Below are 15808 nucleotides of genomic sequence, written 5' to 3' on the forward strand. Positions count from 1 at the left end.
CGTCACCCCCTTGTCTTTTGTTCTTCAACATAACGCTTAATCATCTCGCTTGATACATTTCCAGCAGTAGAAACAAAATATGAACGTGTCCACAAACTCGGCAAATGCATGAGGTGTGGAAACTCTTCACGTAGCTTTCTAGAGGTATGCCCTTTCACTTTCGCCATAATATCGGCAGGACTTAATATTGGTAGTGCACTGAGGAACATGTGAGTGTGGTCTTTATCGCACTCAAGGGCGACAATCTCAATTTTTAGTTCCGCACACACTTCATGTACTAATTCTTTGAAGCGTTGCTCTACCTCTGCTTTGAGAAAAATCTTTCTTCTGTATCGTGGGCAGAACACAAAATGATAATTCAGTAGAGATACGGTTGTGTTGGTTCTTCTGTATTCGTTCATGTCTATATAGTATCAATTGAACAGATATACTGCAACAGAGAAAGGGCATAGACTTTTCGGATACTTAAAGCACCACAAACCTTTCGGCTAGTAGCACTCCGTATCCGACCTCACTTTCATCCCACACCTAAAGAAGTGGGCTTTCCAGTTCAGAAAATGCTGTAAAGCTGGAGTATAAGAGCATACCTTTTAAAGCTGCCGAAGAACTGGATATGAAATACTGTTCAAGACCTCGACAATACATATAATGGTAGTATAGGGAGTTACTTGTTTATCAAGAAAGGATCAACAAATGCTTAAAAAAGCTGGCATGATGATTTTGTCTGTTCTGGTGCTTGGAATGGTAACGGTTTATTTGGATAATAGTCTTACCGCTAAACGGGTAATGGAAGCTGTAGAAGAGAATTTCTCGGATGAAAAATCGAAAAAACAAGAGAAGGCTACAAGACCCTGGCTAACGGAGGACGAGTGTATCAACTTTCTTGGAAAACCTGCGTTAATCAGTATGAATGGGAGCGTATTGCTGAGTCATGAAGCGATTGAAATCGCTAGCAAGCGAATACTGAAGCGGCTTACCGACGTTAATCAGTTTGAAATATTCGGTTCCAGTACGAACAGTTATCAGTTTTTGGCGGTTTATGATGTAACAGAGACGCTTCCTGCAACGGTTAATCAACATCTGGGAAATCATGTAATACATAACATCATGGGACCTGATTTTGAAAATATACAATTGGATTTAAAAGGGTACTCTTTATTCATGTCCTACTTCAAGAGTACAGACGGCAGCTTTCAAAAAATTATGGAGGCCCGCTGGGTACCGACGGAATTAAGAGAGTCTGAGCTGCAGTATGAGCGGTACGAGAAGCAGATGGATCTTCGGATCAAGCCAGATGCTTCGGATGACAACGAATATTTGAACGATGCCGTTCGGTCTGATATGGAGCAGCAGTTCAGGGAACAAAGACTTGAAAGAAGGTATAAAGCCAGGGATCAGTACTTGCTTCAAGATTCTAATGGCAAAACTGCGGTCATTCCTTTTAAGGAATAGGTTAATTGACGGACGCACTATATTTTTGCTGACTGCATTCTTTCATTCTAGCAAGCATATGGTGCATGGAGTATAATGAGTACACATCCAGATAGAGACGGAGGTTCGATAGCTTTGAGAAAAAAGGGTGCAAATGGACAAGAGAGTAGAGCAAGATTGCTTACGGTTGCCGCCAATGAGTTTGCGCGGTCTGGTTATCATAAGACAAAAATCAGCACCATTGTTTCCCGGGCAGGACTGACCCAGCCGTCGTTCTACCTGTATTTCGATAGTAAAGAAGCTGTATTTAACGAACTGATGTTGAAATTCCGCTTTCAGTTGAAGGAACTTATTGCAGACGGCCGCTTGGAAGCCGGGATCAGCCGTGAAGATGTTCCGGGCCGGATTACAGCAGTCCTGAGCAGTCTGTTTGAATTTCTGGAGAGAGATCCGGACTTGACCCAGATCGGTTTTTTCATCGGGCAGGAAGCCAGTGAGGTCAAGAAAGAACTTACAGCTATGATCGAACAGAACTTGAAGGGTGAGCAAAAGGACGGGTATTTTCAGCAAGAGGCCAATATGACCATCATAGCAGAATGCCTTGTAGGAACGCTTGAGAGGTTGACTCTGCAGCAGCTGTTGACTGGCAAATGTACGCCTGAAGACCTTGCTCATCAAGTTGTGAATTTATATATGTTCGGAATTACGGCTTAAAGGGCCAAAAGATAGAATTCATCAGAGGAGGGGAGGGAGAGGTGCCCTTCCTTTTTTCGTTCTAAGCTTAAAGAAATGAACCATACAAGGGGGAACTGTGAACTATCGTTATAACGATGATGGTCTGATGACTGAACGAAGGGATAATAGCGGAACTTCACGCCGTTATTCCGGAGAATATTGGGATGATGCAACCGATCTGCAGTATCTTAGAGCTAGATAGTATGATCCATCAATTGGCCGCTTTATTAATGAGGATACTTATGAAGGGCAGATTGATGATCCGCTTAGTCAAAATCTATATACGTATGTAGAAAATAATCCACTAACGTATAGCGATCCTTCAGGAAATATGCGGGCAGCATGTATGTTTCAGTGTTTTGCAGCGGGAAGGCAAAGGTCACATTAACAAGGTAACAAAACAGAATGTGCCTACACCTCATATTAATGGTAAATCAATTCCTGGAGGAGTTAGGAAGGCATATCCGAATGAAATTCCAAGAAAGAGGTAGAGAATATGGATACTTTACAATGGGTACAGAATTGGTATTATCAAAATTGTAATGGTGATTGGGAGCATACCTATGGTGTTAAAATCGATACTGTCGATAATCCTGGTTGGTCTGTTGAAATCAACTTAGCTGATACTTGTTTAGAAAATGAACATTTTGAATCAATAGAAATCGAAAGAGACGAAGAAGATTGGTACTACTGTATTGTGAGAGATGGAGTATTTAGTGGTGCTGGTGGGGCAAAGAATCTAGAAGAAATACTAAATTGCTTTAGACAGTGGGCTTCAATAAAAGAATAAAAGTAATGATTGATCCAAAGTGATACCTGAATCCTTGATTGGCTTCGTGCCTTTCAAGGTTCTTTTTTTGGGAGGGGCTACCCAGTGCCGAATGAACCCATCATTCAACCAATAACACATGTAACCCATGTAATAACACTACAAAGATTTCTCCATTTCATTTGTACGCACAAGAGAAAATACCCTAAATAACATTAATACCGTTACGATAAACAGGTCGATTATGGTCAGGTATCACCATGATTGATCTGTTTTTTGTTATCTTCGTTTTCTTGCAGTTTTTTTAAAAAATTCACTCGCAACTGTACAATATCTACAGCGATAAGGACAATGAGAAGGATATAAGTTGCAACTCCAAAGATGGACACTACGACAACTATAGTAATGGTGGAAAACAAAGGAGACTACTCTGTCCGCAACTTAACTGATCATTGTAGTGATTCTTACTGTGTAAGAAAGAAATCTGGTGACGACCAGTCAACATATACAGGTAAGGATACGTTTAAGGTTAGCCACCTTGCCCTCTAAAATAATCCGAAATTCGTTAAAAAAATATACAGATGGGAGGGCAACCTTCGGATACCTCCCCTAAAAGTTTTTTGAAAAAGCTCACTTCGACAGTGTATGTCCTTTTTTCTAGATCTTCACAGCCAAGCTGTATTCAAAAATCTTGAGACAATAGCGATGGGAGCAACAACTGGACACCCATGACAAAAGGGCAGCCCAAGTTTACTATTGGTCTGCCCTTTTTACGCCGTGATTACTTCAACGCCTCCAAATATTCATGTGAATCCACCGGAGGGCGCTTTCCACGCTTCAAGTCGCGTATGGTAAGGCCGAAGTCCATTTGGAGATGAGGGTAATCCGGGAAGTTGGTCCAATCGCCGCCCCACTGGAAGCCAAGATCTTTGGCGATCGCCACGACCTCCATCCAGTCTGATTTACCGTTTCCATTGCCGTCATACTCCATATCCCAGATGACACTGCCGTCCTTCAATTGGAGGGCAAAATCGATAGCAAGGCCGTAATTATGCATGGACTCGCCGGCTTGCGCGTTGGTAACGATGTCACCTTCCGTGCTTCGTCCTTGCTTGTATAAACGGTTCTGCTCTTCGCCACTTCGGTAACCATCTGTAATAATAATTTTTATTCCAATCTCCCTTGCCTTTGCGACAAGTTTATTCTTCTGATCGAGTACAACAGGATGGATTCCGGTAACTGGAGGAGCGTCTTCTTTATCCAGATCCGGCAAAATATTAGGAATGGACGTTGATAGCTGCATATATAAAATGGCTAGCAATATCGTGATGATAATGATAGTTGTCGATTTTTTGCGTCTCACTTTTGCCATATCGTTTTCTGCCTACCTACTTTCAAGCATTTAATATCTAATAACGATTATATCGGTTATTTAGTCTTCATTCCAATAGATCCATTTTCCAAGTCTAGAGAATCTGCCGGCATAAAGCCTCTTTCTAATAGAGATGGTAATATATCCAGACCGTTTTTCTATGACGGCATAAGATAGATTAACAAGAAAAGGAGGTTGATAAATGAGGCCAAGTGTAAAGTATTCGACAGGCCAGTAGAAAATGCGATCAATGTTGCGACGCTGCCGGGTGAGTCCAGAACGTTTTTTGTAAAGGCGGTGAATAACGGTCAGTCCAGCGCCAGAGTTGAAATCAAATTGTTCCGTTTGAATGGATCAAAGGTACTGGTTGACACCAGAACATTTACACTCGCTGCGGGATCCTCCGCGTTCCGTGTATTGAACGTTTCTCAGCTTCTCCATTTCGAAGTCCAGATTAGAACAGACAGCACACATGTGCTTGTATCCGGATGGGGTAAAAATGCTTCCGGACGTATCGTTGCCGCTCACCGTTACACGCCAGAAGAACTGGCTAAAAAAGTATATTAAAATGCACGTAACCTCCACCGTATGTGCACCCATGTTGATCCCTTTAAATAAATACCCATGTCCTCTATTAGTGGGCATGGGTATTTTGCGGTAAATGATAACCGGTGAAACGGAGCAATGAACTTGATGTATAAGGATAGAACGATTTCTACATGCTAAAAACAAACAACAGGTACATAGTTTGTTAAAGGGGAGACTTTATATGACGAGTGTTCAATCGATAGCAAGTAAATTGAGCCAGGTATCTATGGTACTGACAGAAATGCAGCAGAGCGGAAATTGTGATCAGCTGGCCGTTATATTAAACGATCTAGGTCAGATGGATGCGGAGCTAAAGAGCGCCCAATCCCAAATCACACCTGAAACTTCGGAGACCTTGAGACAAGATTTAGTCAATTGTCGTATGGCGCTTTATGGAATCCAGAACATTGTCTCGGAAATTCGTTCTGATACTGCACAGCGGTACCGTCAGATTCTTGGGGATCAGAAGGCCTCGTTTGAACAAATGAATGAGCCAGACCAGCAAAGTGCTTACCCTGAGGCATATCAGCACAGACAGGTGTTTAAACAGATGGATGAGGTAAGCGGACATCTCCATCAGCTGAACGGTGCGATTATGGATGTCGGTTATCAGGCGGGACGTGAGCAAAACGGTGGCGGGATAGAAAATGTTTATCTGCAAGCCGATTAAGCGTCAGTGATACACAACTACAATAAAGAGGGACCCTTAACGGAGTCCCTCTTTATTGTGGTAATAATATTCGTTTTATTCAGCTTCTTTACGCCATTGTACAATCGCAGCGTGCAGACGTGACATGGCTTCTTCCGCTGTAGCGCGGGTACAGGCCATATTCATACGCATGAAGCCCTCGGCGTTTTTGCCAAAAGTAACACCTCTGTTCATGCCAATCTTGGCCTTCTGAACGAGGAAGCGGTTCAGATCTTCATCACTCATCCCGAGCCCTCGGAAATCAATCCAGAGGAGGTAAGTGGCTTGTGGTAGCTTTACCTTCACCTCAGGCATGTGTTCTTGAATAAAGTCTCTAATGTACTCCATATTCCCCCGGACATAGGACAGCAGAGCGTCCAGCCATTCTCCGCCTTCACGGTAAGCAGCTTCCGTAGCAGCGGCACCCATTGGAGTAATCGACCCGAGCGCGTAGCGCTGCAGCGCTTTGTCGAATCTACGGCGGAGTGTATCATTCGGAATGATGATGTTGGCCGTGTTTAATCCGGCAATATTAAACGTTTTGCTCGCAGCTGTACAGATGAAGGAGCGCATTGCTGCGTCTTCTGAAAGAGAGGCGAATGGCGTGTGTGATCCTGTCTTGTAGATCAGGTCGGCATGGATTTCATCTGATACGACAAGTACGTCATGCTGTTCACACAAAGACGCTATACGGGACAACTCCTCTTTGGTCCATACCCGGCCTACCGGATTATGGGGACTGCACAATATGATCATTTTCACCCGTCCGCCGGATAAACTCCGCTCGAGGTCCTCGAAATCCATCACGTAATCGCCTTGTTCAGTCAGAATTAGTGGATTCTGTACGAGCTCACGTCCATGATCTTTCACGACGCTATAGAAAGGAGGGTATACAGGTGTCTGGATGATAACCTGATCTCCAGGCTCTGTGAATGCTTCTACGAGCAGACTAAGTGCTGGAACTACACCGGGGCAGTACTGAATCCATTCCGGTTTAATGCTCCAGTTATGGCGCTTTTCCATCCAGCTGGTGATCGCTTCGTTGTAGGTTTCGGTTTGAAGTGTATAGCCGAATACACCATGCTCGACACGGGCATGCATAGCACGAACAACGGCTGGCGGTGCAGCGAAATCCATATCTGCGACCCACATCGGAAGGGCGTCATCCACTCCGAAAACGGTCGGTATGATATCCCATTTTAGGGAAGCGGTACGGGTGCGGTTAATAGTTAAGTCAAAATTCATGTGATCTCCTCCAACGAGTATGATTAAGCTACAAGCTTGGCTAAGGAAATTAAGCCTGTGATGGTTATAACATTCAGTATGGTCGACAAGAGCACGGTTTGTGCAGCAAAATCGGGTTCATTCTGATATTCTTCCGCAAGGATGGATGTATTCACACCAACCGGCATCCCTGAGGCGATAATAAGGGCTTGAGCGGGAATTCCCTCAAGACCAAGAGTGAACACAATGAGAACTCCAATGGCCGGAGCTACAAGCAGCCGGAGTGCTACACTGAGATATACATCGAATCTACGCAGCCGGAGCGGATACTTGATAATTTGAGCACCTAGCGTGAGCAGCGCGATAGCTACCAAGGATTGGTCTGCATACACCAGTGGCTGGGACACGAAGACAGGCAGCGGTACGGCTAAGGCATGCAGCAGCAGCCCCAGAATCAGCGCGTAGGGTACCGGCATTTTTAGAAATCCGATGATAGCGTGTCGGTATAACCCTTCGGTTTTTGCACCCTGGATGGAAATGACGCCATAGGTGAAGGTAAGCAGACTTTGAAGGGACATAATCAAGGCTTGAACAGAGCCAGCCAAGGGGTCACCTTTAAACACAAGGTCATTGATTGGAAGTCCGTAGTTTCCCGAATTGTCCAAGATAAGGCTATTCGTAAACGCAGCCCTCATTCCACGGCTAAATTTGCGGCGTGTGGCGGTGATACGTCCAATGATATAAAGAGCGATTACATATATTGCATAGAACAGTGTGACGGTTCCCAGCAATTTGGGTGACATTTCAGATTCATACATGCTCATAAATACAGCTGCTGGTGTAATGTAATAAAAGTTGATCTTGGCCAGCGTATATAGGTCAAGCTGAAATGCCCGTTGCATCAGAATTCCGATTCCGATCAGGACAAAAATGGGTAGGACTACTTCCAGAATAATGTCAGTAATCATGGATGTTGTTCATCTTCTTTCTTACTATAAACACTATGTGGGTAAGCACCCAGCACCCAGCACCCAGTCATTATATCATGTCGCTGTTGTTTTCACACGGGTGAAAACGATAAATAAAAGCCGTCTCATACCCTTTCGGATAGACGGCTTAAATAATTTAGTATTTATGTTATTGGGGGTTGGTTGTCCAGATGCCTGCTGTTTTAACAAATACTCGAGGGGGAAGCTTAAGTGCGGCAAGTGCAAGTTCCGCAACATCCTCCGGCTGCATCATCCGGTCTTCTTCGCCAATTTTCAGGCCTGCGTTAACGGCTAAATCTGTATTTACGGTGCTTGGCGTAAGTGCGGTGACGCGAATGTTATGCTTCCGCACCTCTTGCAGTACAGCCTCGGTCAGTCCCATGACGGCGAATTTGGAAGCATTATATGCTGAACCTGTGGCAAAGCCGCGTTCTCCGGCGGTGGAGGAGATGTTGATCACATCGCCTTTACTACGCTCGATCATGCCCGGAAGCACGGTACGCAGCATGTGATATGTACCCATGAGATTGACGTCTACGATACGTTTCCACTGCTTCGGCTCCATATCGAGCAGATTTCCGAACTGGGCAATGCCTGCATTGTTAATGAGAATATCGATTGCGCCCAGCTCCTGGTTAATGGCAGCAAAAGCAGCTTCCGCTTCGCTTTGAACAGAAATATCGGCAATCGCCGTAATCGCTTTGACCCCGTATTGTTCTGTGATGAATTGTCCCAGCGACTCAAGATCAGCGGCTGTCCGGGCGACGAGGCCGACGTGCACGCCTTCCTTTGCGAGGGAGATTGCTATGGCTCGCCCGATGCCTTTGCCTGCACCGGTTATGATAGCCGTTTTATTTTTTAAGCTCATGCTATTCACTCCTTAGTAATAATAGTATGGTTTTCGTCTACCAGTATACCCCGTGCAGTGTCCCGTTACCAAATCAGGTGCCATGCCGGATATCTGTTCTGTTATAATCATAACGACGAAAATGCGGTCGGTACATACGACATTATGAACAGGGAGTGTAACAAGAATGCTGCGATCACTGGACGCTATAACAGCCTATAGGGCGGGAGATTTTTCAGTTGTAGAAAAATATGCCTGGCTAAAATTGATAGTTTCGGCGGAAGAACGAATTGTAAACCTGGAGCGGATTACCTCGATCGGCGAACTGACACAAGCCAATCCGGTGCTTGATTACGTAGAGAAAACACTGTGTATTTTGGATGGACTTCCGGTGTCTTTTTGGATCAGAGAGCTTCTGGAGGAGGTGCTTGTATGGTCGGAAACGGCTAAGGGAGGCACTCTCCGAGATCGGATCAGGTGGCAGGAATCGGGTGTGAATCTGTTTGTTCATAATATCGGATCGGGAGAGCTGTACGCCAGATATATTCAAGAACGGTACGGTGAAATGAGCTTACGACACGATATCATTGATACCCTTATTATGACGCACGGTCTTGTGGGCCAGTATATCCGGGGTGAGGTAGTCTTTCAAGAAAATCAATCCTTAACGAATCTGGTAAAGTCACGCTTTCTCACTCCAGAGGAGCTTGTCCGGCTGCTGCTTCCGCTGAACCGCTGTATCATGGGCGGTGTGTCCGAGGAGCTGTGGAGCCGCGTGCAGGACGAGACGGAGGAGATCATAAAGGCCATCGCTGAGGGACGGGATCCGGAGGAACGGACATACATTAAACGATTGGAACGGCTGCGGGCAGGATGTATCCGGAAGGGGGAATCCTTTCACTCGGACTTATCCCGGATTGAATCGGAATGTGATCTATCATCTGCCTTGGCCCCGCTTGCTGATCTGACCCTGTGGTTCGTCGAGGCAGCACTGCAGGATTTCTCAGTTGACGAATTCCTTAAAGTTCTCATACTCGGTCTGCACGGAAAGATCGAACTCTTCGGATTGACGCCTAACGAGGGAGCAGAATCATCAACGGGTGCGGGAAGGTCATACGGAAGTCCTGTCCGGCATTTGAGCTTTGAACCGCTCATGAACGATATGTACTACGATTACAAGGGCATAAAAAAGTTAAACGTATATAAAAAGCGGATGATAGAGCAGTATTTGAGTCAAATGGACTGGACGTCTTGTCTTCATGGCGCTGCCGGATCGAGCCCGCATCTGCGTCACCGTCTGGAGCAGAAAGCAGGTCTAGAAGACACCGTCTTCTTCACATTTGAATTTTCTCCGGCGGCCGAGAAGCTGATTCAGTTCTGTATTGAAGCGGAAAAATCACCTCTGTATGAAAAAGCAGTGCTGATGCTATTTGACCTATTTGGCCTGCGACGGGATGCATATGATCGTTTTCACAACGAGGAAACCTATTTACAGGATATGAACAGCTCCGGCGATTATAAAAAGGTTATCCTGGACTATATTGCAGGTTCCCGTGTGGTAGATATCGGTCCAGGCGGAGGTGTCATGCTGGATCTGATCGAGGAGCAGATGCCGGAGGTACGTGCAGTAGGCATCGATATATCGTCCAATGTGATTGAGGCGCTGGAGAAACGAAAACGATTGGAAGGGCGAGGCTGGGAAGTCGTTAAGGGAGATGCATTGAATTTAAGGGACTATCTGGAACCAGGCAGTGTGGATACGGTCATATTTTCATCCATTTTGCATGAGTTGTACTCATATATAGAATTGGGAGGCTCCAGATTCAACCCATCGACTGTGGCAGCCGCACTTCAAAGCGCTTATGAGGTTTTGTCTCCAGGCGGGCGGATCATTATCCGGGACGGTATCATGACAGAGCCGAAGGATCAGGTTCGTCGTATCCGGTTTCTTGAAGAGGAGGGGATGCTGTGGCTGGCAAGATATGCGGATGATTTTAAAGGAAGAAAGATTGCTTATCAGAAGCTGTCTGATCATGAGGTCAGTATGCCCGTAAATGATGCCATGGAGTTCTTGTACACGTACACATGGGGCGAGGAAGCTTATGTGCATGAGGTACAGGAACAGTTCGGGTACTTCACCCCTACACAATACGAATCCGTGATCCGTGAAACCTTGGGAAGTGAGGCTAAGATTGTGGTGAGCAGGCATTTTCTGCAGGAGGGTTACACCGAAGCACTGTCTGGTCGGATACAATTGATGGATGAGACGGGGAATCCGGCTTCGCTTCCTGATAGCACATGTCTGATTGTTATTGAAAAAGCCAGAGGGATTCTCATTTGAGACCATGATTCAATACATCTTATCGCGCGAAGCTCATAGAGCGTGGTGCGTCGCATGATGGCGAGACCACCTATAGACGAATAAACAAAAGAGGACAAGACTGCATCAGGGTGCATTCTTGTCCTCTTTAACTGCTATTTCTTCTCAGGCTCGGGATAATCTTTACCCAGTGTGTCAACCGTAACCTTTTTCATCGTTGGAAGTGGGTCAGCAGGGCGGTCGTTTTCACCTGTTGGAAGTCCGGCAATTTCATCAACGACCTCCATACCCTCCGTTACTTTACCAAAAGCGGCATATTGGTTATTCAAGGAAGGGTAGTCAGCATGCATGATAAAGAACTGGGAGCCGGCGGAATCCGGGTCCTGGGCTCTGGCCATAGAGAGAACTCCGCGAGTATGCTCTAGATCGTTCTGGAAGCCGTTAGCGTTGAACTCTCCGGCAATGCTGTAATCGGGACCTCCCATACCGGTTCCATCCGGATCGCCGCCTTGAATCATGAAGCCGGGAATAACACGGTGGAAGCCTGTCCCATCATAAAAGCCTTGCTTCACCAGAGAGATAAAGTTGTTAACCGTATTAGGAGCAACTTCTGGGTAAAGCTCAATTTTGATCTTTTTACCGCTGTCCATTTCAATGGTGACGACAGGGTGGCTTGCGTTAGGATCGGGAACTACTTTTTTCTCGGCGGCTGGTTCCTCAGCCGGTGCAGGAGAACCTGCATTGCTCGTGTTGTTGTTCGTTTCCTTCTTTTCGTCCACGCCGCAGCCGGTTACGATCACCAGTAGGGTCATCAGGGACAGAAGGACAGTCAATAATTTGTTTCTTTGTTTCATCGTAACGTTTCCCCCTAAGTATGGATGATGGTAGTATTTTATCATATGTCCTGCCCCATGGACAAAACGACCGAACCGTGTCCAGTTGCAAAAAAAAAAGAAAATCCCCGAACTTGTACAAGTCCCGAGGATCATGATCGTGCCTGATGAGTGTATTAGGGGCTGACTTCTACAACGCCCGATAGATTCCTTCCACTTTATTTAGCGGAAACAGAATTCGGGAAGGATTCTTGCCTTTTCCCTGCAATTCGATAAAATCGGAACCAATGCGTACCAGACGGATTCGGTTGAACGCACTGCCGCTTGGGAACGTGGTTCGAACGCCCACCAACGTGCTCCGACGGGGTGGTTTAATATCAAAGACGCGAATAGAATTTAAACTGGCCGGAACAAACAGCTCGCCTTGTACTCGGATAAAATTCGCTTTGTATACAAATTCCAGACGACCTGGCTCAAGTCCCGTATGTGGTGCGTTAATTTCGACGAGATGTCCCTTCAATGTAGCAAGTCGCTGCTGAAGCGTGATGTGGCGGTCTCCATGTAATGACAGGATTCCCTTCATTCATACCATCCCTCCATGGTCATATGCATTATAATATGACGATAGGGTAGAGATGGGTGACTAGCATAAAGCTGTCCGGTGAGGTTTATCATTCTGGTGACTGATTTTTGCGGGATTCCATACATTTAAGTTAGTATAGATTTTGAATTGATGACTATACTGGTTACTAACGAAATTTGTAACCAGGGGGAAACATCCATTGGAAAAGCAGGGGAACCTATGGATCGGATTGATGTGGGGAGCCGCAATCGGTGTTGTATTATGGGCGGCTATACTCGGATTGCTCGATATATTGTTCTGAAATAGAAATGCAATTTAACATATATGAAAAACGTCTATCGACGCACCTCAAAGAAGACAGACCACACTTAGCGATAGTTTTTCTTGCGAGATAACGATGCAGTTTACTCCGACGTATACGTTCTTATCTCTTTAGAAAAAGGAAAGAACCGCACGTCCCTCGTTAGGGAAGCGGTTCTTTCCTTTTTCTACCCTATGATTAAAAATACTTAGGCAGCTCGCGTCCGGTCTCATCGTCCACACCACCAACACCGTTTAACAGATCGATACCATGTTGATCAGGATCTTGAAGGGCAGCAGGATCGACAGGGCTGTTAGCTTGAATCTCATCCGCATCTGGCACATCTTCGAGCGGAGCCTCTTCTTCGACTGATGATTCCGATTGGCGTAAATCATCTGGAGGCGGATTACGACGTAGGTAAGTTTCAGTGGCATCTGTTCCGAGTGAAAAGGCTGCATCTGCCGGAACATGATCCAGAGGAAGCTTGCCGATCGTTTCAGCCTCAAGACCGTTTTTCCCCTCATACTCTCTGCTTATCCGTCTGTCCGTATTATTGACGGCAGACTCTTCACCAAGTGTTCGGTTATCACGTTCAGCCCCGGTTGCCCGCCATGCTTCTAATGCGCTTGTATCCAGTTTTAAGCCATCTCCGCTTTGCGCGTTAGCAGGGCCAGCTTCGTTCTGGCTGAATCCGCTATGATCAGCGTCCTCACGCATCTTACACATCCCCTTTCTAATATGGATTCACATTCTTATACTTGGATTTTACCCGCTATACAGGGAATGAAATCCGCGATAATCCATCACTTTCGTTCTATGATGTCCCTCTTGAAGCCGCTTTATGAGCAAAAAGCCCTCTTTTCAGGTGTTGCCTGAAGAGAGGGCTTTTCGTTCAATTATATAAAAGAATAGTTCATTTTAATAATGATCCGTTATTTATCAGATGCTATCTTCTTACCCGATAACGTAATCGAGCGATTGACGAGCACTTCCATCGCATCAATGGAGCATTCCTTATAGAAATCACTTAATTCAATGCAGGACAACTCCGTGCATGCGAGAATGACACATTGGCAGTGCTCCTCATAGACAAGCTGATGTATCAAGGATTCCAGCTTGCTTGGATCTACGTTCTTCTGGCCTTTAACATCGTTATAAATAATGTCCATAACCTCACTTTGAAGTGAAGAAGCTGGTTCGTATAGCTTCATGCCGTATCTTTCACAGCTGGCACGGTAGATTCCGCTGCTGACCGTACCATTTGTCGCCAGAATACCAATCTTGCTGCCGTCGCCGTATCGCCCGTGAATTTCCTTTACCGTCTCGTCCACCATATTAATGATGTTAACGGAGGTCATCTGCTGCATGTCGTCATAGAAATAATGGGATGTATTGCACGGAATGGCGATGTTGGCGACACCAGCCAGTTCCAGCAGTTTGAAATCATTCGCCACAGCGTCCAAGAACAGCTCGCGGCGTCCCTCTAAGATGACTTTGGTTCGATCGGGCAGGGTGGCGTGATTCAGAATAAGCATATCAATATGATCCTGATCGCACTCAGCTGCTGTATTCTCAATGACCTTTTCAAAAAATACCGAGGTGGCTTGTGGGCCCATACCGCCGATGACGCCTAATTTTTTAGTATCCATTATTCAACAACTGCCTCTTTATAAATTCGTTCACAATTTCAGCTTCGTTAAAAGGAATCTCCGTTTTTCCGATGATCTGTGAAGTTTCGTGACCTTTTCCTGTGATCAGAATGATATCGTCCTTCTGTCTGATCGTGAGAGCATACTCGATAGCTTCCTTGCGGTCCACAAGGGCTTTGTAAGAGCCTCCTGCGGCTTCCATAGAAGCCACAATCTCAGAAATAATCGCATCGGGATCCTGATCCTTAGGATTGTCTGAGGTGACGATAGATAGATCAGCGTGTTTAGCCGCTACTTTACCCATGGAGCTGCGCTTGTCGCTACCAAGCTCACCTGCTGCGGCGTAAACGCCGAATACTAGAAAGATACGGCCTTTTGCGTAAGGGCGAAGCGTTAACAACGCTTTTTCCAGGCTGTCCTCTGTATGAGCAAAGTCAACTATGACCAGATTGTTCTTGTCCTTGTACACAACTTCCATGCGGCCTTTAATGCCTTCAACCGCTTGTATACCGTTCTTGATTACTTCCAGGTCGATGCCGCTACAGTATGCGCAAGCGATGGCAGCAAGGCTGTTCAATACATAGATATCGCCTGGAAGGTTAACCTTGATCTCAATGCTTCCAGCCGGGGTGTGCACATTATAAATGGTTGAATCTATGAAATAACGGATATCCGAGGCGTACACATCTGCCTTATTGTCTATTCCGTATGTAACAAGCTTCGATTTATAATGCTTAACTTTATCAATCAATCTTCTCCCGTATGGGTCATCTGCATTGATGATGTTGTAATCGGATGTCTGATCGAACAGCAGTGATTTGGCTTCAAAATATTCTTCCATGCTGTTATGCAGTTCCAGATGGTCCGGGGTTAGATTGGTGAAGATTCCTGTGTGGAAACGGCTGTACGCCACTCGTTTGAGACTCAATGCATGGGAAGAGACCTCCATCACACAATGGCTTATATCCGAACTCACCATATCGGCAATAATCTGCTGTAAATACAACGATTCCGGCGTCGTGTTCTTGTTCTTCTTCAGCTGATCGCCGATCATTGTTCCGATCGTACCAATAATACCTACATGTTTGCCTGCCTGCTCCAGAATGGATTTCATGAAATAACTGATCGAGGTTTTACCGTTGGTACCCGTAATGCCGATCATGTTCAGTTGATCCGTAGGTCTCCCGTAGAAGTTAGACGATAGGAGCGCAAGCGCGTCGCGAGTGTCCCGAACTTTTAGTACCGTAATGGATTCGTCAACCTGTACGTCTTTTTCCACGATGATGGCTGTAGCGCCCAGACTGATAGCTTTGGGAATAAAACTGTGGCCGTCAACCGTGAAGCCGGATACGGCGACAAAAACGCACTTTTGTATCACTTCCCGGGAATCGAAGGCGACTGCATCCACATCAATATTCAGATCGCCCTTCACGAGATCAAAGTCGAGGCCTTGCACTATGGAAGCTAATCGCAATGGGA

The 15808-nt window shown here is 45.7% G+C and carries 16 protein-coding genes and 1 pseudogene; 7 read left to right on the plus strand and 10 right to left on the minus strand.

Annotated elements, in window-relative coordinates; all coding sequences use genetic code 11:
• Positions 1 to 2 precede the first annotated feature (2 nt).
• The gene (tnpA, locus tag MNQ98_RS06635; protein WP_241931247.1) at positions 3 to 401 is read right to left on the minus strand and encodes an IS200/IS605 family transposase; all 399 of its coding nucleotides are present in this window, start codon (positions 399 to 401) and stop codon (positions 3 to 5) included.
• Positions 402 to 693: 292 nt separating this feature from the next.
• On the opposite strand from tnpA, the gene MNQ98_RS06640 reads away from it, so the two are divergent.
• The 4 genes and pseudogenes from MNQ98_RS06640 to MNQ98_RS06655 all read left to right on the plus strand — a co-directional run bounded on the left by MNQ98_RS06640 (position 694) and on the right by MNQ98_RS06655 (position 2956).
• Positions 694 to 1452 carry a hypothetical protein gene (locus MNQ98_RS06640; RefSeq protein ID WP_241932486.1) on the plus strand — a complete coding sequence of 253 codons (759 nt, stop codon included), beginning with the start codon at positions 694 to 696 and terminating at the stop codon, positions 1450 to 1452.
• A 114-nt stretch (positions 1453 to 1566) separates the two neighbouring features.
• Positions 1567 to 2145: a TetR/AcrR family transcriptional regulator gene (locus tag MNQ98_RS06645; RefSeq protein ID WP_241932487.1), complete on the plus strand. Its 579-nt coding sequence runs from the start codon at positions 1567 to 1569 to the stop codon at positions 2143 to 2145.
• A 160-nt stretch (positions 2146 to 2305) separates the two neighbouring features.
• Positions 2306 to 2497: pseudogene (locus MNQ98_RS29825) on the plus strand (RHS repeat-associated core domain-containing protein); the annotation flags it as partial.
• Positions 2498 to 2662: 165 nt separating this feature from the next.
• Positions 2663 to 2956, plus strand: a complete 294-nt coding sequence (locus MNQ98_RS06655; protein WP_241932488.1) for an immunity 53 family protein — start codon at positions 2663 to 2665, stop codon at positions 2954 to 2956.
• A 760-nt stretch (positions 2957 to 3716) separates the two neighbouring features.
• Here the strand turns inward: MNQ98_RS06655 and MNQ98_RS06660 are convergent.
• Entirely contained in the window at positions 3717 to 4307 is a 591-nt protein-coding gene (locus MNQ98_RS06660; RefSeq protein WP_241932489.1) for a M15 family metallopeptidase, read from the minus strand.
• A 195-nt stretch (positions 4308 to 4502) separates the two neighbouring features.
• On the opposite strand from MNQ98_RS06660, the gene MNQ98_RS06665 reads away from it, so the two are divergent.
• Both MNQ98_RS06665 and MNQ98_RS06670 read left to right on the plus strand, forming a co-directional pair.
• Entirely contained in the window at positions 4503 to 4874 is a 372-nt protein-coding gene (locus tag MNQ98_RS06665; protein ID WP_241932490.1) for a hypothetical protein, read from the plus strand.
• Positions 4875 to 5076: 202 nt separating this feature from the next.
• The gene (locus MNQ98_RS06670) at positions 5077 to 5565 is read left to right on the plus strand and encodes a hypothetical protein (RefSeq protein ID WP_241932491.1); all 489 of its coding nucleotides are present in this window, start codon (positions 5077 to 5079) and stop codon (positions 5563 to 5565) included.
• Positions 5566 to 5640: 75 nt separating this feature from the next.
• Here the strand turns inward: MNQ98_RS06670 and MNQ98_RS06675 are convergent, their stop codons facing one another.
• From MNQ98_RS06675 to MNQ98_RS06685, 3 genes are all read right to left on the minus strand, one after another.
• Positions 5641 to 6828, minus strand: a complete 1188-nt coding sequence (locus MNQ98_RS06675; RefSeq protein ID WP_241932492.1) for a MalY/PatB family protein — start codon at positions 6826 to 6828, stop codon at positions 5641 to 5643.
• Between the two features lie 23 nt (positions 6829 to 6851).
• A complete protein-coding gene (locus MNQ98_RS06680) occupies positions 6852 to 7775 on the minus strand; it encodes an AEC family transporter (protein ID WP_241932493.1) in 924 nt (307 codons plus the stop codon).
• Positions 7776 to 7944: 169 nt separating this feature from the next.
• The gene (locus tag MNQ98_RS06685; protein WP_241932494.1) at positions 7945 to 8664 is read right to left on the minus strand and encodes a 3-ketoacyl-ACP reductase; all 720 of its coding nucleotides are present in this window, start codon (positions 8662 to 8664) and stop codon (positions 7945 to 7947) included.
• Positions 8665 to 8830: 166 nt separating this feature from the next.
• On the opposite strand from MNQ98_RS06685, the gene MNQ98_RS06690 reads away from it, so the two are divergent.
• Positions 8831 to 10984, plus strand: coding sequence for a class I SAM-dependent methyltransferase (locus MNQ98_RS06690; RefSeq protein WP_241932495.1), 2154 nt, complete (start codon positions 8831 to 8833; stop codon positions 10982 to 10984).
• A gap of 134 nt (positions 10985 to 11118) precedes the next feature.
• On the opposite strand, the gene MNQ98_RS06695 is transcribed toward MNQ98_RS06690, so the two are convergent.
• The 5 genes from MNQ98_RS06695 to MNQ98_RS06715 all read right to left on the minus strand — a co-directional run bounded on the left by MNQ98_RS06695 (position 11119) and on the right by MNQ98_RS06715 (position 15803).
• Positions 11119 to 11817 (minus strand): peptidylprolyl isomerase, encoded by a 699-nt coding sequence (locus tag MNQ98_RS06695; protein WP_241932496.1) that lies wholly within the window; start codon positions 11815 to 11817, stop codon positions 11119 to 11121.
• 169 nt (positions 11818 to 11986) lie between these two features.
• Positions 11987 to 12379 carry a hypothetical protein gene (locus MNQ98_RS06700; RefSeq protein WP_241932497.1) on the minus strand — a complete coding sequence of 131 codons (393 nt, stop codon included), beginning with the start codon at positions 12377 to 12379 and terminating at the stop codon, positions 11987 to 11989.
• 499 nt (positions 12380 to 12878) lie between these two features.
• Positions 12879 to 13397, minus strand: coding sequence for a hypothetical protein (locus tag MNQ98_RS06705; protein WP_241932498.1), 519 nt, complete (start codon positions 13395 to 13397; stop codon positions 12879 to 12881).
• A 215-nt stretch (positions 13398 to 13612) separates the two neighbouring features.
• Complete coding sequence (locus MNQ98_RS06710) at positions 13613 to 14329, minus strand: aspartate/glutamate racemase family protein (RefSeq protein ID WP_241932499.1); 717 nt, start codon at positions 14327 to 14329, stop codon at positions 13613 to 13615.
• Complete coding sequence (locus tag MNQ98_RS06715) at positions 14319 to 15803, minus strand: UDP-N-acetylmuramoyl-L-alanyl-D-glutamate--2,6-diaminopimelate ligase (protein ID WP_241932500.1); 1485 nt, start codon at positions 15801 to 15803, stop codon at positions 14319 to 14321. The genes MNQ98_RS06710 and MNQ98_RS06715 overlap by 11 nt, the downstream gene beginning before the upstream one ends.
• Positions 15804 to 15808 lie beyond the last annotated feature (5 nt).

Origin of the sequence: Paenibacillus sp. N3/727, from assembly GCF_022637315.1 — a bacterium.
GTDB classification, from domain to species: Bacteria; Bacillota; Bacilli; order Paenibacillales; family Paenibacillaceae; genus Paenibacillus_AQ; species Paenibacillus_AQ uliginis.